Source organism: Streptomyces sp. 2114.4 (genome assembly GCF_900187385.1).
In the GTDB taxonomy this organism is placed as follows: Bacteria; Actinomycetota; Actinomycetes; order Streptomycetales; family Streptomycetaceae; genus Streptomyces; species Streptomyces mooreae.
The window spans coordinates 372,727-393,431 of sequence record NZ_FYEY01000001.1 but is presented as its reverse complement, the minus strand read 5'-3'; the positions used below and the strand labels follow the sequence as shown (position 1 = coordinate 393,431).

14 protein-coding genes are annotated in these 20,705 nt (G+C 69.7%); 4 read left to right on the top strand and 10 right to left on the bottom strand.

What is annotated here, in order from left to right:
- Window positions 1-5: 5 nt before the first annotated feature.
- The gene (locus tag CFW40_RS01745; RefSeq protein ID WP_088796056.1) at window positions 6-593 is read right to left on the bottom strand and encodes a TetR/AcrR family transcriptional regulator; all 588 of its coding nucleotides are present in this window, start codon (window positions 591-593) and stop codon (window positions 6-8) included.
- 69 nt (window positions 594-662) lie between these two features.
- Between CFW40_RS01745 and CFW40_RS01740 the strand changes: the two genes are divergently transcribed.
- Window positions 663-1,556 carry an NADP-dependent oxidoreductase gene (locus CFW40_RS01740; protein WP_088796055.1) on the top strand — a complete coding sequence of 298 codons (894 nt, stop codon included), beginning with the start codon at window positions 663-665 and terminating at the stop codon, window positions 1,554-1,556.
- Window positions 1,557-1,646: 90 nt separating this feature from the next.
- Here the strand turns inward: CFW40_RS01740 and CFW40_RS01735 are convergent, their stop codons facing one another.
- Window positions 1,647-2,855 (bottom strand): CdaR family transcriptional regulator, encoded by a 1,209-nt coding sequence (locus tag CFW40_RS01735; RefSeq protein ID WP_093649416.1) that lies wholly within the window; start codon window positions 2,853-2,855, stop codon window positions 1,647-1,649.
- Window positions 2,856-3,025: 170 nt separating this feature from the next.
- Here CFW40_RS01735 and CFW40_RS01730 point away from each other — a divergent pair, with 170 nt between their 5' ends.
- A complete protein-coding gene (locus CFW40_RS01730) occupies window positions 3,026-4,456 on the top strand; it encodes a DUF1254 domain-containing protein (protein WP_088796053.1) in 1,431 nt (476 codons plus the stop codon).
- 236 nt (window positions 4,457-4,692) lie between these two features.
- A complete protein-coding gene (locus CFW40_RS01725) occupies window positions 4,693-5,853 on the top strand; it encodes a DUF2993 domain-containing protein (protein ID WP_256331649.1) in 1,161 nt (386 codons plus the stop codon).
- A 218-nt stretch (window positions 5,854-6,071) separates the two neighbouring features.
- Here CFW40_RS01725 and CFW40_RS01720 read toward each other — a convergent pair whose 3' ends face one another.
- Window positions 6,072-7,796: a styrene monooxygenase/indole monooxygenase family protein gene (locus CFW40_RS01720; RefSeq protein ID WP_088796052.1), complete on the bottom strand. Its 1,725-nt coding sequence runs from the start codon at window positions 7,794-7,796 to the stop codon at window positions 6,072-6,074.
- A gap of 77 nt (window positions 7,797-7,873) precedes the next feature.
- Window positions 7,874-9,094 (bottom strand): styrene monooxygenase/indole monooxygenase family protein, encoded by a 1,221-nt coding sequence (locus CFW40_RS01715; protein WP_088796051.1) that lies wholly within the window; start codon window positions 9,092-9,094, stop codon window positions 7,874-7,876.
- Window positions 9,095-9,584: 490 nt separating this feature from the next.
- Between CFW40_RS01715 and CFW40_RS01710 the strand changes: the two genes are divergently transcribed.
- The gene (locus CFW40_RS01710) at window positions 9,585-10,604 is read left to right on the top strand and encodes an AraC family transcriptional regulator (RefSeq protein WP_256331650.1); all 1,020 of its coding nucleotides are present in this window, start codon (window positions 9,585-9,587) and stop codon (window positions 10,602-10,604) included.
- A 108-nt stretch (window positions 10,605-10,712) separates the two neighbouring features.
- On the opposite strand, the gene CFW40_RS01705 is transcribed toward CFW40_RS01710, so the two are convergent.
- The 6 genes from CFW40_RS01705 to CFW40_RS36530 all read right to left on the bottom strand — a co-directional run bounded on the left by CFW40_RS01705 (window position 10,713) and on the right by CFW40_RS36530 (window position 20,331).
- Window positions 10,713-11,894 carry an acyl-CoA dehydrogenase gene (locus tag CFW40_RS01705; RefSeq protein WP_088796049.1) on the bottom strand — a complete coding sequence of 394 codons (1,182 nt, stop codon included), beginning with the start codon at window positions 11,892-11,894 and terminating at the stop codon, window positions 10,713-10,715.
- A gap of 480 nt (window positions 11,895-12,374) precedes the next feature.
- A complete protein-coding gene (locus tag CFW40_RS01700) occupies window positions 12,375-16,592 on the bottom strand; it encodes a tetratricopeptide repeat protein (RefSeq protein WP_088796048.1) in 4,218 nt (1,405 codons plus the stop codon).
- Window positions 16,589-16,741: a hypothetical protein gene (locus tag CFW40_RS36925; protein WP_176956610.1), complete on the bottom strand. Its 153-nt coding sequence runs from the start codon at window positions 16,739-16,741 to the stop codon at window positions 16,589-16,591. Before CFW40_RS36925 ends, CFW40_RS01700 begins: the two co-directional genes overlap by 4 nt.
- A gap of 191 nt (window positions 16,742-16,932) precedes the next feature.
- The gene (locus CFW40_RS01695; protein ID WP_088796047.1) at window positions 16,933-17,739 is read right to left on the bottom strand and encodes a S9 family peptidase; all 807 of its coding nucleotides are present in this window, start codon (window positions 17,737-17,739) and stop codon (window positions 16,933-16,935) included.
- Window positions 17,740-17,859: 120 nt separating this feature from the next.
- Window positions 17,860-19,404, bottom strand: a complete 1,545-nt coding sequence (locus tag CFW40_RS01690; protein WP_088796046.1) for an FMN-binding glutamate synthase family protein — start codon at window positions 19,402-19,404, stop codon at window positions 17,860-17,862.
- A gap of 399 nt (window positions 19,405-19,803) precedes the next feature.
- Complete coding sequence (locus CFW40_RS36530; RefSeq protein ID WP_143034596.1) at window positions 19,804-20,331, bottom strand: DUF6193 family natural product biosynthesis protein; 528 nt, start codon at window positions 20,329-20,331, stop codon at window positions 19,804-19,806.
- Window positions 20,332-20,705 lie beyond the last annotated feature (374 nt).

Sequence of the window (20,705 nt, the reverse complement as noted above, 5' to 3'; positions counted from 1 at the left end):
GTTCCTCACGCCCGTTCAGAAGGGCCGGTGGCCTGCCACGCCGCCTCGATCATCTGGAAGATCTCGTCCACCGCGGCCTCCGGGTCAGCCGCCTCACGGGCCAGCGAATAGGCGTCGATCACGAACCTCGCGATCGTCCGGCAGGCCGTTGTGGTCCGTGACAGGCCGGGATCGGCGGCGAGGGCCGTCGCCAGCGACTCCGCATGACGCAGCCTCATCGACTCCTCGTACTCCCGCAGGGCAGGTGAGGCGTCGATCATGCGCCAGATCGGGGCGGCGCTGTCCGCCGTGCAATGGAGCACCAGGGCATGGATCTCATGGCGCAGCGCAGGGATGAGCGGTTCGTGCGGCGCCCGGCCGGTGACCGCCTGTGCGAGGCGCTGCGCGAAGTCTGCGTCCTGCTCGAAGACCAGGGCCTCTTTCGAGGCGAAGTGGGAGAAGACGGTGGTGACGGCCACGTCGGCCTCGGCGGCCACGTCACGGATGCCCACCGCGTCGTAGCCGCGTTCCAGGAACAGCCGCAAAGCGGTGTCGGCGATCTTCTGGCGGGTCGCGGTCTTCTTGCGCTCGCGGCGTCCGGGCTGCACGGTCATGCCCTGACGCTATCAGGAACAAATACGGAACTGTTTCAAAACACTAACCGTTAGTGCTACGTTCGAGGCATGAAGAGAGTGAGCTTCGCCGAGTTCGGCGGTCCGGACGTTCTGCAACTGGAAGATGCCGAGGAGCCCCACGCGGGCCCCGGTCGGATACGTATCGCCGTGCGGGCGGCGGGCGTGAACCCCGTCGACTGGAGGGTCCGCGAAGGCCAGATCCTTGCGGCCCATCCGGTCGAGTTGCCCGCCGGGGTCGGGCAGGACGCCGCCGGGGTGGTGGATGAGGTAGGCGAGGGCGTCGAAGGGGTCAAGGTCGGCGACCACGTCTTCGGCGAAGGGGCGAGTACCTATGCCGAGTTCGCTGTGCTGTCGGCCTGGGCCCGTATGCCCGAGGGGCTGACGTTCGAAGAGGCGGCCGGGTACCCCTCCGTGGTGGAGACCGCGCTGCGCATCATCCGTGAGGTCGGTGTGCGGCCCGGGCAGACGCTGCTGGCCAGCGGTGCGTCCGGGGGAGTCGGATCGGCGGTGCTGCAGATCGCCCGCGAGCGCGGTATCACGGTGATCGGCACGGCCGGAGCCGCGAACCAGGACTATCTGCGCAGCCTGGGTGCCCTCGCCACGACATACGGCGAGGGCTGGGTCGAGCGGGTGCGGCAGCTCGGCCCTGTCGACGCGGCGCTCGATCTGGCCGGCTCGGGCGTGATCCGCGAACTCATCGAGCTGACCGGGGATCCGCAGAAGGTGATCTCCATCGCCGATCTCGCCGCGCCGGACCTCGGTGTCCGGTTCTCTGGCGTGGCGGGGAGCATGCCGGAAGCACTCACCGAGGCCGTCGGCCTCATCTCACGGCGGAAGCTCCACATCCCGGTCGAGAAGGCCTACCCGCTCGCCGAGGCCGCGGCGGCGCACACCGACAGCCAGGCCGGTCACACGCGCGGGCGCCGGGTCATGGTCGTCTGAGTCGTTTCCTGTGAGACGTTTCGGGTTCCTGTGAGCCGTTTCCTGCACCGTTGCGCGGACCGGCATGCCGGGCCTCGTCGCGCACTTCATTCAGCCGCCCAGTAAGCCGGTTGTAGCGCCCGCAGCGAGCCGGCGCAGAGTGAGGGCCGCACCGAAGAGCTGTACGCCGTGTGTGGTGTGCGGGTCCAGGCCGGTGAGTTGGGCGGCTCGGGCGAGGCGGTTGTCGACGGTGTTGGGGTGGACCCTGAGCGCCCGGGCCGTGCGGCGTCGGTCGAGGTCGCAGTCGAGGAAGGCGGCGACGGCCTCGACCAGACCGGCATGGCCGTCCAACGGGTCGAGAAGCGCGGCCAGTTCGGCGGCGCTGTCCTCGGACCCGGCCAGATGGTAATCGAGCAGTACGTCCTGGAGCCGGTGCACGCCGGGGGAGCGGGCGATGGCGGCGATCCGGTGCGCCTGCTCCGCGGCTGCGGGGACGTCCCCCGGCGTGGCCGCGAGGGCGGCCCCCGCGATCACCGGGCGGGACAGGCCGGTGGACAGGTGCCGGACGAGGTCGGCGTGGGGTGTGCCGAGGGGCAGCAGGATATGGCCGCCCTGTTCGTTCGGCAGGCTGAGCGCTCGGCCGTCCGCGGCGGGCGCGAGCCGGACCAGGACCTGGTGGAGGAGTCGTCGCGCGGCCACCGGCTCCTGGGGCTCCGGGGCGCGGACGCTGAGGACGAGGTAGCCGGGTTCGAGTGGGAGTCCGCACCGGGCGGCCATCTCCTGCGGCGCGTCACCGCGGAGCAGTGCCGCGGCCAGTTCCCGTCCCGCCGCCTGCTGGTCGGCCAGTCCCAGCAGGTATGCCTCGGCGGCCTGCTCGGCAAGGGAATTGACCATGGTGAACAGCCGGCGGGTGAGCCACAGCAGGGCGGCCTCTTCCCCGGGGCGGGCGGCGGCGCAGAGCGCGTCCGCCACCACCTCGGCGCCGACGTGATACGCCCGGAGCAGCCCGGTCAGATGGACGCCTTCCGCGGCGCGCTGGGTGGCGCGTTCCCGGAGCACCTCGGCGTCGGTGTCCGCGAGGCCCTGCACGCTGCGGAGGAAACCGCGGAACGTGTGGCGGGCGGCCGAGGCGATCTCCAGATCCTGCATGTCGTCCGGGAGACGGTCGAAGCCGGGTACCTCGGCCCGCTGGCGCTCGACGACCAGTCTGGCCAGTTGGTTGATTCGGGGTTCGAGACGGGTGACCATCCGGACCACCTGCTCGCGGATGTCCTCGCCCGGTTCCGGGGCCTCGGCCGGCGACGCGCTGCATTGTGACACGTCACAACGATAGGCCGTCTGACGTGTCCTCCGGACCGATTGTCGCGGCCCGTCGGCGGGACGACAGTGAGGCGATGACGACCTGACCTTCGTGCCGCACGGTGCCGGCCGCCCGGCCCACCGCATCCGGCCGTCAACCCCGACAACAGCCCTGTGAGGAACAACCCTTCATGAACGCAACGCGACGACTTTGCCGCTGGGGCGCCGCCGCCGGTGCGGGGGCGGCCCTGCTCGCCCTGTCCGCCCCGCCGGTGACAGCGGCCCAGGCGGGCACGGCACACCCCGCGCCCGCTGCCGCCACCACCGCCGACGCGGTCAAGGCCTACGTCTACGGCTACCCATTGGTCCTGGCGCGGGCCACCGAGCAGGCGTCCACCAACGTCCGCAAGCCCGACCCGGCGACCCTGCGGGCACCGGTGAACCAGTTCGCCAAGGCGGACAGAGCTCCCGGCCCGGAGTTCCACACCGTGGTGGCCCCCAACGTCGACACCCTGTACACCTCGGCGTGGCTGGACCTGAAGAAGGGGCCGATCGTGCTCCATGTGCCCAACACCAAGGGCCGGTACTTCATGATGCCCATGCTCAACGCCTGGACCGACGTCTTCGCCTCCCCGGGAACCCGCACCACCGGCAGCTCGGCGGGCGACTTCGCCATCACCGGCCCGGGCTGGCACGGCCGGCTGCCCGCCGGAGTCAAGCAGATCAAGTCGCCCACCCAGACCGCGTGGATCATCGGCCGGACCCAGTTCAACGGCCCCTCCGACCTGCCCGCGGCCAAGGCCCTGGTCCGCCACTACACCCTCGAACCACTCCGCGACCACGGCCACCACCACACACCGCCGCCGGGCCATGTCGACCCGAAGGTCCCCGCCACCTCGCCGGCCGCCCGCGTCGCCGGCATGGACGCGCAGACCTTCTTCTCCCAGCTCGCTTCGTCCATGGCCACCAACCCGCCCGCGAAGAAGGACGCGCGCATGGTGGCCACCCTGGCCCGCCTGGGCATCGTCCCCGGTCGGCCGTTCGACATCAACGCCAAGGGCCCTGCCACGGCACAAGCCCTGCGCCAGGCCGTACCCGCCGCCCAGAAGCGGATCCGCGCCGCGCTCGCCACGTCCGGAAACGATGTGAACGGCTGGCGCGTCTCGCTCCACCTGGGCGACTACGGCACCCATTACCTGCTGCGCGCGACCACCGCCTGGCAAGGGCTGGGCGCCAACCGCCCTCAGGACGCCGTCTACCCGATCGTCCGCACCGACAGTCGGGGCAAGCCGCTGACCGGAACCAAGCGGTACGTCCTCCACTTCGCACCGGGGCAAACCCCGCCGGTGAAGGCCTTCTGGTCCCTCACCATGTACGACCCGGACGGCTTCCTGGTCCGCAACCCGATCCACCGCTACGAGGTCGGCCACGCCGTCAAGCCGACCCGCAACCCCGACGGTTCCACGGACATCTACATCCAGCACGACGCACCGGCAGGCAAACAGTCCAACTGGCTGCCCGCACCGAGCGGCCGGTTCTCCATGATCCTGCGCATGTACCGGCCCAAGGCCGGTGTCCTCGACGGCACCTGGTCCCCGCCCGCGGTCACCAGGGCCCACTGACGCAAGCCTCCCGGCGGCACAAAGGAGCTCCGCCCCTTCATGATCACGGGGCGGGGCTTTCTCCCTGTCAGCCGGATTCAGCTGCTGGCCGGTCGCCGATGACGATGCGGGTGATGTCGGGTCGTGCAGTGCGGTCGGCAGCGCTCGGGCACGGCACCGACCCTGCCGCTTCGGAGGCGTCTCGGATGTCCCGGAGACTGCGCACGACTTGGTTCGAGCGCCCGGACTGTGGTCGCATGGTGGCGATGCTCTCCAACGAACCTTCCGCAGACTCCACGGCGCGGGTACCGGCGAGCCGTGCCCCACAGGACGGCCCGGCCTCGAACGACCAGGGCCCGGACGAGCCGTTGGCCCGGGGCGGCGAAGGGCCTGACGCCTCGTCGACCCAGGACAAGGCCGCCGGCCCCGACTCCGGTACAGACACCGGGGCCGGCCCCGACAACGAGAAGGAGCACCCGCGGGTGCCCGGGCGCAAGCCGCGTCGGATCGTGCGGAGGACCGCGAAGGTGGTCGTCGCGCTGGCCGTCGTTCTTGCGTTTCTTGCGCTCGGTGACCGGTGGGCCGTGCTCTACGCGGAGAACCTGGCGGCGCAGCAGGTGCAGAAGGCGCTGAAGCTGCGCGCCGAGCCCGAGGTGCACATCGACAGCGTCCCGTTCATCGGGCAGGTCCTCGCGGGCGACATCGACCACGTCGAGGTCGACGTCCCCGATGTCGACGCCGGGCCGGTCTCCGTCGCGCAGGTGAAGGGGACGGTGGACGACATCCGGATCGTCGGCAGCCTGCCGTCCTCGGTCAAGGGCGCGGTGCTGAGCCGGGTGCACGGTGACGTCCTGCTGGACTTCAAGGACCTGAACCGCGAAGTCGGCGCGTCGCAGATCCACTTGAGGCCCGGCCCCGGGAAGAACACGGTGCTGGCCGGCGGCGACCTGCCGGTGGGCGACAAGCAGGCTCAGGTCCGGGGGCGTGCGCAGTTGCAGCGCACCGGGGACCGCGGTCTGCGCATGACCGTGCGGGACACGCGCGTGGTGGTGCCCGGCCTGCTCACGTACGTACCGGGCAAGGGCGGGGGCTTGCAGCTGACCGCACCCGTCGCCGACAAGCTGGACGAGGGTGAGCTGCAACAGGCGACCGGGCAGCACGTCAGTCCGCAGCGGATGATGAAGGGCCGCGTGCTGGACACACTCGTGGACCATCCCTCGCTGCTCCAGCCCACCGGCATCGATCCCTCGCTCATCCAGCGCCTGCAGAAGCTCCGGGAGCCGAAGGTCGCGCAGCAGATGGAGTTCTCCGCTCAGCTGCCGGACAACCTGCCGGGCGACATCCGGCTGCGCGACATCTCCGTGACGAAGACCGGCATTCGGGCGGAGCTGACCGGCACGGATGTACGGGTGGGCTGAGACCACTGCACTGACACCGGCGACGTCATGTGTGCGCGACGGGCAGAGCGGCGGATGACGCGCCTGCCCTGCTCGTGGTGGCCGGCGTGGTCGCCGCTGTCGATGGCTTCGAGCGCGGTGACGCATCGTGCTACGGCCGTTGTCGGAGGCGGCCGGGCGCGCCGCCCAAGGCTCCCTGTCTGCCGGGACGGTGGTGTGCCGGCCGGGCGTCCCGGCGGTCACAGATCTGGATGCTTCGTCGCCACGTGGTAGTACCCCGAGTGGAACACCAGAGGAGTGCCGCCGTCGGCCTCGTACTGTTCGACCTCGCCGAGGAAGATGATGTGGTCGCCGGCGTCGAGGCGTTGGACGGTGCGGCATTGGAAGCGGGCGACCGCACCGTCCAGAAGGGGGGTGCCGGCGATGCCGGGGGTGGTGGGGATGCCGCGGAATTTGTCGTCGGCGGGGGTGGCGAACTGGCGGGACAGGTGGTGTTGGTCGGCGGCCAGTATGTGGACGGCGAAGTGCGAGGCGTCGGTGAAGTCCGGGAGGCTCGGGCTGTTTTTGCCGGGGCACCACAGGACGAGGGGCGGGTTCAGCGAGACGGAGGTGAAGGAGTTCGCGGTCATGCCGACGTTGCGGCCGTCGGGGGCGCGGGCCGTCACCACGGTCACGCCCGTCGCGTACTGGCCCAGCGCGCGGCGCATTTCGCGGCCGTCGAAGCGTGCGGCGTGCTGGGCGCGCTTCTCGGCGAGGAAGCGGTGGGCCTCGGCCTCCTCGAACCACCAGCGGTAGAGGGTGCGCGGGTCGTCGAAGCCGGCGGCGAGCGCGCCGGCGACCGAGGGGATCTCGGCCGCCGCGGTCAGGAGGTCATGGTGGTGGGGACTCAGGTCGTCCAGGAGGGAGTTGGTCCAGCCGACGGCCCATTGACCCCAGCCGCGCCAGAAGTTGTCGAAGGTGCGCTGCATCCACTGCGGAGTGAATTCGGCGCTGCCGTGGCGGAGGATGCTGTCGAGGTAGTGGGTCGCGGCCTGGGCAGCGTTGTTCGAACCCTGGCCGGTGATCGGGTCGTTGAGGACGACGGCGTCGGCCATGCCGAGGACATGCCGGCCGGAGGCCAGGCGGGCGACGGGGTGCCGGACGGTCGGAGTGAGCCTGCCGCGCAACACGCCACCGCTGTCGGTGAGCCGGGCGTGCCGGTAGCGCTCGTATTCGTCGGGGAAGAACCGGTGGAGGATTTCCAGTGAGCGGGTGAGGTGGCCTTCAGGCGTGCGGATGTCGTCCCAGCAGTCCATCGGGCCGCCGGGGACGCCTTCGAAGACCATGATGTCGCAGGGCCCTGTGGTGGTGAGGGCGGGGAAGGAGATGTATTCGCCGACGCCGGGGACCAGGCGGTAGTGGACGGTGTCCTCCCCCTCCCGCGGTGCCGTCCCCGTGACGTACGTCAGGGCCAGCGCACGGCGCGGCCGGTCGTACGGGGAGAGTTCGGAGTTGCGCGGGAAGAGTTGACTCAGCTCGCCCTTGCCTGTGGAGACCACGACGAGATCGTGCGTACGGGCGTACCATTCGAGGTCGTTGACGCCCGCCTCGTGCAGCACGATCTCGCCGCGGCCGCCGTCCGCGAACTGCTCGATCCAGGCGGCACACTTGACCCGCTGGTCGACGGAGTGGGCAGGCCCCTCCAGCGGGGCACGCCAGGAGACGTCCGGAGTGCCGTGCGGACCGATGAGAGAGAGCGCGATGCCGGAGATGTCCGGGGCCTGGTCCTCCCAGTGGTGCAGGCCGAGTTCGCGCTCGCTCTGCAGCGCGGTGTCGAACATGCACTGGCTGGACATGACCGGGCCGCGACGTATCTCGTCGGGTTCGCGGTCGGTGACCAAGGTGACGTCATAGCCGTGTGCCTGGAGTCCCAAGGCGAGTTGGGCACCCGCCTGCCCGGCCCCGACCACCGCGATCCTTCTCATGTCCTGCTGTCCTGTCTCGTTACGCTTGCAGTCGACGCTGACGTAGCGTCAGTTTTCTATTAACTTCTGATGTCCTATCAGGCGCCCTGCTCCGCCAGATAGTTCTTCGCGGCGGCCGGGTCCATGAACCACTGGAACAGGTCGCGGGGGTCGTCGAAGCCGTTGACGAAGCGGGCGGCGATACGGGGGTTGGCGCTCGCCGCGCCGAAGATCTCCAGGACGTGCTGCGGCGGGGCGCCGAGCATTGCGTTGGTCCACACGGTGGCAGACTGCGCGTTGTCCCAGAAGCGGCCGAAGGCGAGCTGCATGAACGCGGCGTCATACGGGTGCTGGCCGTGGTCCAGGAGGGCGGCGAGGTAGGAGGCCGCGCACTTCGAGGCGTTGTTGGACCCCTGGCCGGTGATCGGGTCGTTGAGGACGACGACGTCGGCGAGGCCGAGCACCTGCGCGCCGGAGGGCAGCGTGGCGACGGGCTTGCGGACGGTCGGCGCGAAGCGGCCCGCGAGGGTGCCGTTCCCGTCGGTGAGCGTGACCTCGGTGCAGCGCTCGGCCTCCCACGGAACGTACGTCCGCAGCAGCTCCTGGAATTTCGCCAGCTGCTGGTCGGGGGCGAGCCCGTCGAAGCAGTCGAGCGGGCCACCCGGGATGCCCTCGAAGAACATGATGTCGCAGGGGCCGCTGGTGGTGAGGCTGGGCATGGTGAAGTACTCACCAACACCGGGGATGACGTTGAAGCTGACGCCGGGGCGGTCGGGCAGCGGTGCCATGCCGTTGACGTACGCCAGGGCCAGCGCGCGCTGGGGAGCGTCGTACGGGGAACGCATGGGGTCCCGCTCGAACAGCCCGGCGATCTCGCCCTTGCCGGCCGCGACGATTACCAGGTCGGACTCGGCGGCATAGCGCTCCAGGTCCTCGATGCCGGCCTCGCAGAGCTCCAGACGGCCGCCGCGGCGCGCGAACTCGCCCATCCAGAGTGGCATTTTGACGCGCTGGTCGATGGAGCGCGCGGTGGCATCGAGGCGGGCGTCGAAGGAGAGCGCCCGGCCGCCCTGGCCGTCGGCGATGCTCACGCCGAGACCGTCGATCGACGGGCAGGCGTCGCCCCAGAAGTCGAGGCCGAGATTGCGCTCGTGGGCCAGCGCGGTGCCGAACATGGCCTGGCTGGACATGACCCGGCCCTCGCGGATCTGGTCTCCGGTGCGGTTGGACACGAGGGTGACGTCGAAACCGTGGTCGACCAGGCCGATGCCGAGCTGAAGACCGGCCTGGCCGGCTCCGACGATGGTGATCTTGCGCATGAGGGGGATCTCCGGGGTTGGGGTGTGCGGTTTTCTGAGCGGTGCCGTGCAGTGCCGTGCGCTGTGCGGCGTTCAGCACGTGGCGGCGTCACCGAGTGGGGGCAGGTGGGGAATGCGGCTGCCCGCCGGAGGGGGGCCGGCGGGCAGCCGCGGGAGACCAGGTCACCCGTAGGGCGGGGGATGGCCCCGGGTAACCCGGCCGGCTAGAGGGACCCGGCCGAATCGGCGAACCGGGACAGCAGGGACAACAGGGGCAAGGGTGCCGCGACGTGCGGGGGTACGGCTCTGGCAGCCCTCGCCGCGCCGGTCGCGCGTAATACGCGCAGCGGGCATGCGACGGGCTGTCCGCTGGGCGTGACTTCGCCTCTGACGAGCGCAGTCCGGCCCGGCACTCCCTGCATTGTTGATTCCCAGGATTCTCTCGGGTCCGCGGTGGCCAGGGGGCAATCTTGGTATGGCAAGATCACCTCCGCTATCCGGATCACGCGGGTTGCTGTCCCGATCGCGCATCTCGGCGGTGGAGGTTTACATGCCCGCTGAAAAGTCCCCCCTCGCAAATCACCAGCGTTTCCATACAGCGGACATTTGGGAGGCGCGGGCCGAGGTCGGCCGCGCCTTCTGTCCGCATGAGCTGCGCATCATGCGGCGCTCGGCGACGCTCGACGCCCGGCTGCACGGCGCACCATTCGACCGGACAGGTCTCTATTACCTCGATTACGGAACGGAAGTCCGGATCACGCCCGGCGATCTGGAGAGCTTTTTCCTTGTCCAGATACCGCTCGCCGGTTACGCCGAGATCACCTGCGGCCGCGAGGAGATCATTTCTTCCCCGGAACTCGCTTCTGTCCCCTCTCCGACCGGAAAGTTGGATATGCGCTGGGGTGACGGCAATCCGCAGCTGATCGTGTGGTTCGACCGATCGTCGCTGGAATCACACCTGGGCAGTTTGCTCGGCCGCGCCGTGCGCCGCCCGATCTCCTTCTCGCTCGGTATGAACCTCACCACACCGGGCTCCCGGTCCTGGCTCAACATCGTCGACCTCATGCGCCGGGAGGCGGAGGGACCTGGTGGCATGACAAGCCAGCCCGTCGTGACGAAACAGCTGGAATCACTCCTTATGACCCAGCTGTTGATGGCCCAGCCCAGCAACTACACGTCGGCGCTGCTCGGCGAGCAGCCGCGCGTCGCACCGCCCGCGGTCCGCCGCGCGATGGAGGTCATCGAGGGACACGCCGCCGAGCCGCTCACGGTCGCGGAGATCGCGGAATGCGTCGGCGTCGGCGTACGGGCCCTTCAGGAAGGATTCCGCCGGCACCTCGACACGACACCGGTCGCGTACCTGCGCGAGGTCCGCCTGGACCGCGTACGCAAGGAACTCCTGGCCTCCGACCCGGGCGCCACGACCGTCACCGCCGTCGCCTCCCGCTGGGGCTTCCTGCACCCGGGTCGTTTCTCGCTCGCGTACCGCCGGCAGTTCGGGGAGCCGCCTTCGGAGACGTTGCGGTCATAGGCGACATGCGGCCTGTCGACCGCCCTGTCGATCAGAGGCGGGCGAACGCCGGCGCCCCTTTCGTGCCGGTTGCGCACTCGCCGGCCTGGCGGTTACGGCGTCAAGCGGTTACGGCGTCAAGTCGAGAAAGTCCCAGTGCGCTTGGGGAGACGCGCCGCTGAGCCATTTCCCGCAGTTCTGCAGGATCGTGGGGCTCGAGGTGATGTGCTGGGTACCTGTGCCGAGATCACGCAGAAACCGGTCGATCGGCCCACGCCGGATCGCTGCCGTCCCTGCCCATCGGTGCACTGTCCGACCCACGTCGTGCACGGTCCACGTCGCGTGGTTGAGCGCCAGCCTGAGGAGAGTGTCCTGCTCGGTACTCGGCAACTCACCGGCATCCAGGGTGTCTTCGATACCTCGCCATACCTCCATCGTCCATGCCCGTGCCGAACGAAGCCCGGCCTCGGCGGTCGCGTACTCCGCATGGAACTGCGCGGTGTCGACGGCGGCGTTACGTGTGCCGGTTTTCGCCGCGGCGACCAGCTTCAGTTCATCGAGCAGGCGCCGCCCGACACCGAGCGCCCAACCGGTGTGTCCGATTGCGGACATGTTGACCAATCCGAGGCGATAGATCGCGCCGCCGTTGGCCGGGTCCGTCGTCGTGGCGAGATACGTGTGCGTCGCCGGGACGAGCACATCGGCGCAGTGGTAATCAATACTGTGCGTCGCACGCAGCCCGAGCACATCCCAGTTGTCGACAAGTTCCACCTGCGACTTCGGCATCGCCAGTACTCGCAGCTCCCCGGTGCCCTCTACCTGGATCGCACTGTGGATATGGGTGGCGTGGGCCATGCCGGAGGCGAACTGCCAACTGCCGCTCACCAGATAGCCACCCTCCACCGGGACGGCCCGGCCGGGCCGGGTGCCGTGACCGGCCAACAATGCGTGATCCCCGCCCGCGACATCCGGGAACAATTCGGCCGCCGCAACGGCATCGAGATAGGCCGCCGTCGTGCCGGTCATCAACTGCAGCGCCATCATCGTCCAACCGGCCGCGGAATCGTGGTAACTGACCCGCTCGACTGTCTCTATCAATTGGCGTGGCGAGAACTCGTGGCCGCCGAGGCTCTGCGGCAGTGCAGCCCTTACGACGCCGGCACCCAGCAACGCCCGCCCGACGCCCTCGGTGAGTCTGCCGAGTTCCTCGGCCGCGGCCGCATCCGCCTCAAGCGCCCCGCCGAGTGCGTCAATCCGCTCGAGCATCGCGGGAAATTCCGGGCTGACATGCAATCCGGTCGAGACCGCCATGGATGGTTGCTCCTCGCTATCAGTATTGAGTCAGCGTCACCATAAGGGAGGGAGCGTGTCTGTTACTCGACATGCGTAAGCAATTCACATGCTGAAGAAGGGTGTTGCACGCCGCTACGCCATGCCGAGGGTGCGTTCCCTGCTCTGCGTGATCTTTATGTGACCAACTCTCCGTAATCTCCCGTGCGTAGGGATTGAGGGGATAGACAACCAAGGCGGGGGAAAGTCATGACATACCGGCGCGCAGCGTTACTGTCGTACCAGCCGGTCGCCGCCGCACTTCAGCAGGTCTCCCCGAACATCGGTCTGGTCGCCGAACCGGGCGACCTCCTACGAGGAGGGGCGTGGACGGGGGAGCTCGGACCTGAGCCGGGACCTGCAACGCCTGTCCGCTGACATCGGTAACGGCGTCCCGTCCGCCTGACCTGGGGCCTGGTGCCCTCGCGAGCAGTCTCCTTGCCGTTGTCGTCCGGCGTGGGCTCACCGCTCTCGGGGCCACCGGCGCCCCGCGGCGGGTGGTCGTGACCGGTCGCGCCGGGGCATGCGGCGACGGTGGGGTGCGTGCATCCCGTCGTATGTCTGTTCCGCGTCTTCGAGGTAGGCGGTGACCATCCCGGGGGTCTGCTCGGCCAGGGCCCGCAGGATGGTGAGGGCTTCGGTGATGTGCTCCTGGGCTCGTGTCTCGGCAGTCCCGGCCTGCCAGTCGGCCCGGGCCTGTGCGTACAGGGAGACGGCGAGAAGCAGTCGGTGCGAGGCAGGGGCCGAGGTCCCAAGCCGACGGCTCAGGGCGACCGCCCGGTCAGTGGCCTGCGCGGCGTCTTCGTAGCGCCCGCTTTCTGTCAGACGCAGGCCGAGGTGGGCCAGTGCCCAGGCCACCTCGCGCTCGTGGACCGCCGAATTGTGCGCGGCGAGTTCTTCATAGAGGCGCACGGCGTCGAGAGTCAGCGCGAGGGCCGTTTCGTGGTCGGCAGCGTCGGTGGCGAGGTGGTGGCCGTAGACGATCAGCAGGCCCGCCCGAGCGGACTGTGCGTCCTCGTCCGTTCCCGGGGGCAGGTCGGCGGCCTGTGCGAGGAGGGGCAGCCCCAGCTCCGGCCGGGCAGTCTGTGCCAGATGTGTGCCGAGGGCGGCCAGAGCCGCGCTCTGCAGTCGTTGGCGCGGTGGGCCCGGGATGTCGTCGGGCAGGTCTGCTGCCATGTCGGTGGCTCGGCGCAATATGGCCTCGGCCTCGGGCCGCCCGTGGAGGTGCTGCTGGGTGCCGAGGGCGCAAAGGGCCCAAACGAGCAGGGACCGGTGGGTCGCATCTGCCGGAGGGGAGTCGCCCCAGATCATGACTGCTTCTTCTGCGACCGGCAATGACTCACCGTGGCGGCCCGCTTCGTTCAGCGCGTATGCCAGGGCCAACAGGCCCTGGGCCAGCACCGGCCGGTGCCGCGTGTCCTCGGCAGTAAGCTCCCGGTGGACGGCCACCGCCCTGTCCAGCGGGCCCGCCGCTTCGCCGTACCGCCCCCGGAGGGCGAGCGTGACACCGAGCAGGGTCAGTTCGTCGCCGTAGTGCGTCAGATGGGCTGCGCGATCCTGTCGCACCAGGGTGGCGCGGACCCGCAGCGTCTTCTCCACTGCGTCCGGTACCTCGTCGGTACGTCCCAGGACGACGAGGAGCAGGTGCCGGATGGACAGGGCAGTGACGAGCTGCGGCTGACAGGCTTCGGGTTCCTTGCGCATCAGCTCCTGGTAGACGTGCACCGATTCCTCAACGGTGTGCAGTGCGTCCTGCGGCCGGTGCAGGTCGGACAGGCACACGGCCTTGTTCGCCAGCGCTGTGGCAAGCGTGGTGAGAGCGGCGTCGGCCGGGGGAGTGGCCGTGATGCGGCGGCTGATCCCGATGGCTTCGTCGAACGCATCCAGGGCATCGGCAAGATGGCCGAGGGCCTTCAGATGCAGGCCGAACGTGTTCAATGCCGTGCTCAGTGCGTCGAGATGGGGCCGTGGCTGCTGGTCGGCCAGGGTTCGGTAGAGGCTCACGGCTTCCCGGGCGGCCTCGAGTGCCTCGTCCCCGTGGCCCGTCTGGGCCAACTCGTCGGCGAGTGTGTTCAGCGCCATGGCGAGGTCGGCCCGGTGCGCACTCGGGTTCCTCGCTGCGATGGATCGGTACAGCTCCACGGCTTCCTGAGCGGCCGTCAGGGCCTGAGGTGCCTGGCCCGCCTTCTCCAGCTGGCAGGCCAAGGTGTTCAGACTCATGGCCAACGGCTCGGCGTAGGCCGTCCGGTCGCGTTGGGCGAGCGCCCGGTAGAGGTCGACGGCCTCCTTGGCCTTCGCCACGGCCCGGTCCTGGTGCCCCATCCTTCCCAGGTCGATCGCGAGGGCGTTCAGGCTGCGGGCCAGGGCGGGCTGGAAAGCGGCGGGGCGCTCGCGGGCCAGCTCGCGCCGGATGTCCGCGGACTCCTCGGCGCAGCGCAGTGCCGCGGTGTGCCGGCCGGCGTCGCGCAGACACGAGGACAGGGTGCCCAGGCTCATGCCAAGACCGGCGCGATGGGCGTCCGGACGGTCCTGCGCCAGGGCCCGGTAGTGGTCGGTGGCCTCGCGTGCCGTGCCGAGCGCTTCGTGTCCACGGCCGGCCTGCTGCAGGCGGACAGCGTGATTGTTCAGCGCGGCGGCCAGGTCGGGCCGGGAGGCATCGCCGTGCTGGTCGACGAGTTGCCGGCGGACCGCGATGGCCTCTCGGCTCGCGGTCAGGGCCGTCGGCAGCCGTCCGAGTTCCCCTTCGGCTTGGGAGACGGCGTTCAGGGCGTGTGCCAGTTCGGGCAGCGATGCTCCCCCGTCCCACCGGCCGATCCGCCGGTAGAGCCGGACGGCCTGGTGAGCGGGGAACACCGATGCCTCGCGCCGCCCCGAGGCGCCCAGCGCCACGGAGATGTTCAGCAGGCATGCGGCGAGCTGGACCTCATAGGTGCGCGGATCCTGGCGGGCGAGAGGCGTGAGCAACCGCAGCGACTCAAGGGCCGTTTGATACGCCTCCGCCCAGAGCCCCGCGTCACCGAGTCGGCAGCACAGCAGGCGCAGCTGCCCGGCGAGGTCGGGCAGAAGCGCCGGGTCCTGGGCCGCCCGGTCCCGGTGCAGCTGCACCAGCCGACGCGCGAGGTGCAGTGCGAAGTCCGCCAGCCGGTGGGTGGGGCGCGGAAGGTGTCCGGCGAGCCGGAGTAGTGGTGCGGGATCCGGGTCAGAGGCGTCGGCCAGCTGCTCCAGCGCTGCCAGCAGTGGGTCCGGCCGTTCCACATGGACGGCCACGTCGATGACGGCTGTGGCCAGTGTGTCCGCGTGCCGGACACACAGCTGCGTGAGGTCTGCGTCCAGGCTGTCGCGGTGAGCGGGGTGACCGGCGGCGCGTGTGGAGACCGTCAGCAGGCGAGTTGCCTGGGCCACGCCGGCGCCGTCCAGCAGCCGTTCGGACAGCTCGGGACCGCTGCCCAGACATCCCCCGACGAAGAACTCGGCGAGCCGGTCCGGGTGGAGGCTCCCCCAGACCTGCGTCCCGTCGGGCGGCGGATACAACTGGGCGATCCATTTGCTGAGGTCACCGAGGGTGTCCGGGCTGTGCTGCTCCAGGCCCGGCACCCGGGCGAGTAGAGCTTGGGCCTCCTGCTGGTCGTGCGCGCCGCAGAGGAAGGCAGCGGCCAGGGCGGCCTCGACCTTCTTTGTCTGGCGCACGCCCGACGCCTCACCAACAGCCCGCCAGTAGACCCGTTCGTGGCTCAGCAGCCGCTCCTCAGCCGACCCGGTCGGAGCGGGGGACGGCGGCGGGCGGCCATCGCCTTCTTCGACGTCTTCCCCGGCTGCATCCAGCAGGTCGGCAAGGGCGGTCATGTGCAAGGTGAGCGCGCACTCCAAACCGGGGCGTTGTAACCGGTGCGCGGGCAGGGCCAGCACACGTGCCGCACGAGCGGGCCAGCCGGATCCCTCTTGCCCCGGAACCCGGGGCAGGGCATCGGCCAGTGCCTCGACGGCCTGGCGATAAGCATCCACGCGATCGGCGGCGTGCGGCTCCAGCGGCGGCAAGAGGGTGCCTTCCACCGCGTACAGGTCCTCGATGCGGGCGCGGTCCTGGAACTCCGGCCACCAGTCGTGCGCGGTGCGGGCCAGCAACAACACCTTGAACGGTGTCGCGTCCGGGCTGCGCAGGGCCGCGCGCAGCAGGGCGAGCAGCTGGTCCGCACGCGCTTCGGCGTAGTCGACGACCACAACGACCGGGCCGGGCGGGCTGCTGAGCGCCGACAGGTCGGCGACCGAAGCATGAGGGGCGAGCCAGAGGACGTTCCAGCCCTCCTGCAGCTCGTCGGTGAAACGGCGGGCGAGCCGGGTCTTGCCCTGCCCACCTGGCCCGTACACCAGGTGCACGCCGAAGCCTGGTTCGGCGCACCAGGCCGCCAGCTTTTCCAGCACGTCCGCGCGGCCGCGGAAGGGGACCACCGCACGGTGTGCCTCCAGCAGGGACGACGGGGACCGGGGCGTTCGGACCCTGCCGACCAGGTCGTCCCACTCCAGCCACCGCTGCTCCAGATCCGGACCCGGGGGGTGGAAGGTCAGCGTGACGTTATCGCCCGTGACGACCGGGGAGTGGGAGTCACCGTAGATGGCCACGGATCTCTCTCCGACGGCTTGCACGGCGGCGGGCCGCAGCAGCTTCTTCCACCAAGCGGTCATGCCACGCCCCCCGCGACCGTCCCGATGACGCTTGCGGCCCGGTCGGCGGAGTCCGGATTCACCGTCAGCGCCGCGACCGTCAGCCCCACCGCCGTCAGGCCGCACAGCACCGCCACCGCTGTCACAACGACTTTCGCTCTCCCCGTCATGTCATCATCTTTCCGGCTTCTCACCCGGCAGGGAAGCAAAACGGCGAAGTGCCCCTCGCAAAAGCTTCGCCAGCTGTTGCTCAGTCACAGCTCGGTACCGTGCCCTGGTTGCCGAACTCCGGGCCGGCGGGCTGCCGCGATGACACGGCACCGCTGGGACGACCGCGCCACCCGACGGCCCTGCCCCACGCCTATCCGAGCGAGCTCTCCACCACCTGAGAGGTGTCTCCGGCGGGCCGCGGTCCGTGGATGTACTGATCGGCCCAGGCGCTGATGATGTGGGCGGCTCGCTGTGCTTGTCCTCGGGCGGTCAGCAGATGGTCTGCTCCTTCGAGTGAGACGAAGCTTCGCGGGTGTCGTGCCTCGCGGAAGATCTCTCCGGCGTTGTCGATGTCGACGGTGTTGTCGGTCGGCGAATGCAGGACGAGTAGCGGCAGGTCCAACTCGCCGATCCGGTCCCGCAGGTGAGCACGGCGGACGTCTTCGACGAAGGCGCGCTTGAGGACCAGGGTCCTCCCGCCGACGAACCACTCGTGCGACCCTTCACTGAGCACGCGATCCACGACCGCGTCGTACTGTCGCTCGACGTGGCTGGGATCGACAGGCGCCCCGATCGTGGCGACCGCGCGGACACCGGTTGCCTCGGCCGCCGCGGCGAGGACGGCGGCGCCTCCCCATGAGTGCCCCACCAGCAGGTCTGCCGGAGTTCCGCGCTCCGCCATCATGGCCGCGGCACGGATCGTGTCCTGGACCTTGACGGTGAAGGAACCGTCGCCCCAGTCGCCGTCGGAGTCCCCGATCCCGAGGTTGTCGAAGCGCAGCATGCCGATCCCTTCGCGTGCCAGCTGCTTGCTGACACGCGACGCGGCCGGCGAGCCCTTGCCGAGCGTGAATCCGTGCACGAAGATCCCCCAGCCGCGGATCTCGCCGTCCGGCAGGTCGATCGCTCCGGCCAGTTCGGGGCCGACGACGCTCGGGAATCTCACTTTTTCGCTCATGTTCTGTTCACCTAGGCAGGGGCTGTTCGTGGAGCAGGAAAGACAAGGGTGCCACTGGAGGGCACCACGCGCGCCCCGGGCAGGGGGGCGGCGAGCGTGGTGCCTGCCGTGAGCGGCGCGTCAGGCGGTCGGTTTCTGGCCGGAGGGCTGCCCGGTGGTGAGCAGCGCGGTGATCTCCTCGGCGAGGTGCGGGCCCAGCTCGCCCCAGCCGTCCTTGTAGCCGTAGACGCCGGCCAGGGTACGGGCCTCGTAGTCGCCGTTCATGATCTCGATGTCCGTGGCCGTGATGAGCGCCGGGTGGGCGACACCGACGGCCGCCGAGACCTTCATCAGCTCCTTGCGGAGGGTGCGCAGGTAGACGGCGGCCCGGGTGGCCTTGGAGGCCGGGTCGAGGCCGCGGGCCAGCCACGGGCTCTGGGTGGCGATTCCGGTGGGGCACTTGTCGGTGTGGCACTTCTGCGCTTGGATGCAGCCGATCGACAGCATCGCCTCACGGGCCACGTTGATCATGTCGGCACCCAGGGCGAAGGCGACCGCGGCGTTCTCCGGCAGGCCGAGTTTGCCGGAGGCGATGAAAGTCAGGTCGTCGGTCAGTCCCCGCTCGGCGAACGCGCCGTACACCCGGGAGAAGCCCATCCGGAAGGGCAGCGACACCGAGTCGGAGAAGGTGAGCGGCGCCGCCCCGGTGCCGCCCTCGCCGCCGTCGATGGTCACGAAGTCGACACCGCGGTCACCACGCGCCATCAGCGTGGCCAGCTCCTGCCAGAACTCCATCTCTCCCACCGCGCTCTTGATCCCGACCGGCAGGCCGGTCTCGGTGGCGAGCAGTTCGACGAAGTCGAGCATCGAGTCGACGTCGCCGAACGCGGTGTGTCGCGACGGGGAAGCGCAGTCCTCGCCGAGCGGGATGCCGCGGATCTCGGAGATTTCCGGCGTCACCTTCGCGCCCGGCAGCATTCCGCCCAGCCCGGGCTTGGCGCCCTGGGAGAGTTTGATCTCTATCGCCTTGACCGGGGCGCCGGCCACCACATCCTTGAGCTTGTCGATGTTGAAGCTGCCGTCCTCGTTGCGGCAGCCGAAGTAGGACGTACCGATCTGCAGGACGAGGTCGCCGCCGTTGCGGTGGTACGGCGAGAGACCGCCCTCGCCGGTGTTGTGCAGGGTGCCCGCCAGCGCCGCCCCCTTGTTGAGCGCCGTGATCGCCGCGCCGGAGAGCGAACCGAAGCTCATCGCCGAGATGTTCACCACACTCGCCGGCCGGAACGCCTTGGCACGCCCGCGCGGCCCGCCCAGCACCTTGGCCGACGGCAGCGGGGCCTGCGGGTCGTGCGTGTCGGGCAGCGTGCCGGCGAACGTGCGCTGCTTCAGGTAGGCGTGCCCCTGCGTGTGCTCGACGTCGTTGTCGGTGCCGAACCCGAAGTAGTTGTTCTCTCCCTTCGCCGACGCGTAGATCCAGGTGCGCTGGTCGCGGCTGAACGGGCGCTCTTCGTCGTTGGAGGTCACTATGTACTGCCGCAGCTCAGGCCCGATCGTCTCCAACAGGTACCGGGCGTGCCCGAGCACGGGGAAGTTCCGGAGCAAAGCGTGCTTCTTCTGGACAAGGTCACGAGCGGCCACCAGTGCCAGTGCTGTTGCGGTGGCCGTGGCGATGCTCCGGGCGCGCATGAACGTTCCTCTCCATCGATACTCGACTCCATTGCCAAGCCATGGAGCCGTCGTGCCGGGCGTGGGGCGGCGGGCACGACCCAGCAGGCGTCAGCGTCCGTCGGAGGACGCCAGATGATATTAGGGGCTCGCCCGGATGGCGGGTCGCGGGTGGGGTGGTCTTCCCGGTGGTGGGTGGTCCAGGCGCGTCGGAACAGGCTATGCACGGTGACGCTTGCGTAACACGTCGTAATGACTGAGCGCCGGCCGGGGGGCGAGGCAAGCCTGCCGGACGGTCCGGTCGCCGAGACCGCGACCCAAGGAGCTGCGACCCGGCACATGCCTAGGTCGTTGGCGCCTCCTCACGTGTCGCCGTCGGCAACCTCGACCGACTCATGGACGACGAGCTCCTGGTGCTCGTCACGGCCGGTGTGACTCGCGCTTTCCGGACCAGGGCGCTTCTGATGGCTCTTGCTGGGGTGGTGGATCAGTGCTCCGGCTGGGCAGGGGCGTCGTATGGCGCGACGACACACCGTCACACGTGCCGTCCGCGGAGGCGGTGATGAGGGGCTGGGGACCGGTGGGCAGCAGTTCAAGCGTGAGGGCCACGGCCTCTTCGGCGGTCTCGACGTCGCCGATCACGGCGAGGGGACTGCGTCGGCGAACCTTGAACCGTCCGTTGTGCAGGGGCTCGATCGATCCGGCCTGCACAGTCCAGGGGTAGCTGGTGGAGCTGCTGAAGAACAGGGCGAAGTGGCTGGTGAACGGATACAGCCGCCGGAGTCGTGGTTGAGCGGCGGCGGCCTCCAGCAGCGGAACGATTCCCGGATATGGGCGCCCGGGCGAGCGGATCTGATGTACTGCAAGGCACCACTGCCAGCTGAGTCGTAGGGACTGCCAATGGGCCTCGACAACGTCAGCCGGCCCGCGACTGCGTGCTGCAGCCATGTCTGGCAGAACCGGTCTTGGAGGCAGGGGTAACTGTTGATCGCAGGTCTCGTCATTCGCGTCCACTGTCCTAGTGTCGCGGCCGTTGCCTGAAACCGGTGCTCTGACAACGAGCGCGGTGACCGCCGTTGTGCTTGGCGTCGCCGTCATCACCCCCGTAGCCGACGGCACAGGCACGGCTCAGGCCGCCCCAGTCCGCTGCGCCCACCACACCACTGGCACTTGCGGCACCCACATCAAGCACGGGGCAACCGGCAGCGGTAAGCCGGTTGCCCTGGCCGGCTCAGACCTACGCAGGGGGCCGGCCACCTACGCCACACGGCGAGAGCGCCGGTGATCAGCGGCCAGAGCGCGTAGACGATCCCGGAGCCGGC

Bases quoted from the DNA above. Each gene is read 5' to 3' on its own strand.
- CFW40_RS01745 (WP_088796056.1), bottom strand. From the start codon at position 593: ATGACCGTGCAGCCCGGACGCCGCGAGCGCAAGAAGACCGCGACCCGC.
- CFW40_RS01740 (WP_088796055.1), top strand. From the start codon at position 663: ATGAAGAGAGTGAGCTTCGCCGAGTTCGGCGGTCCGGACGTTCTGCAA.
- CFW40_RS01730 (WP_088796053.1), top strand. From the start codon at position 3,026: ATGAACGCAACGCGACGACTTTGCCGCTGGGGCGCCGCCGCCGGTGCG.
- CFW40_RS01725 (WP_256331649.1), top strand. From the start codon at position 4,693: ATGGTGGCGATGCTCTCCAACGAACCTTCCGCAGACTCCACGGCGCGG.
- CFW40_RS01720 (WP_088796052.1), bottom strand. From the start codon at position 7,796: ATGAGAAGGATCGCGGTGGTCGGGGCCGGGCAGGCGGGTGCCCAACTC.
- CFW40_RS01715 (WP_088796051.1), bottom strand. From the start codon at position 9,094: ATGCGCAAGATCACCATCGTCGGAGCCGGCCAGGCCGGTCTTCAGCTC.
- CFW40_RS01705 (WP_088796049.1), bottom strand. From the start codon at position 11,894: ATGGCGGTCTCGACCGGATTGCATGTCAGCCCGGAATTTCCCGCGATG.
- CFW40_RS01700 (WP_088796048.1), bottom strand. From the start codon at position 16,592: ATGACCGCTTGGTGGAAGAAGCTGCTGCGGCCCGCCGCCGTGCAAGCC.
- CFW40_RS36925 (WP_176956610.1), bottom strand. From the start codon at position 16,741: ATGACGGGGAGAGCGAAAGTCGTTGTGACAGCGGTGGCGGTGCTGTGC.
- CFW40_RS01695 (WP_088796047.1), bottom strand. From the start codon at position 17,739: ATGAGCGAAAAAGTGAGATTCCCGAGCGTCGTCGGCCCCGAACTGGCC.
- CFW40_RS01690 (WP_088796046.1), bottom strand. From the start codon at position 19,404: ATGCGCGCCCGGAGCATCGCCACGGCCACCGCAACAGCACTGGCACTG.
- CFW40_RS36530 (WP_143034596.1), bottom strand. From the start codon at position 20,331: ATGGCTGCAGCACGCAGTCGCGGGCCGGCTGACGTTGTCGAGGCCCAT.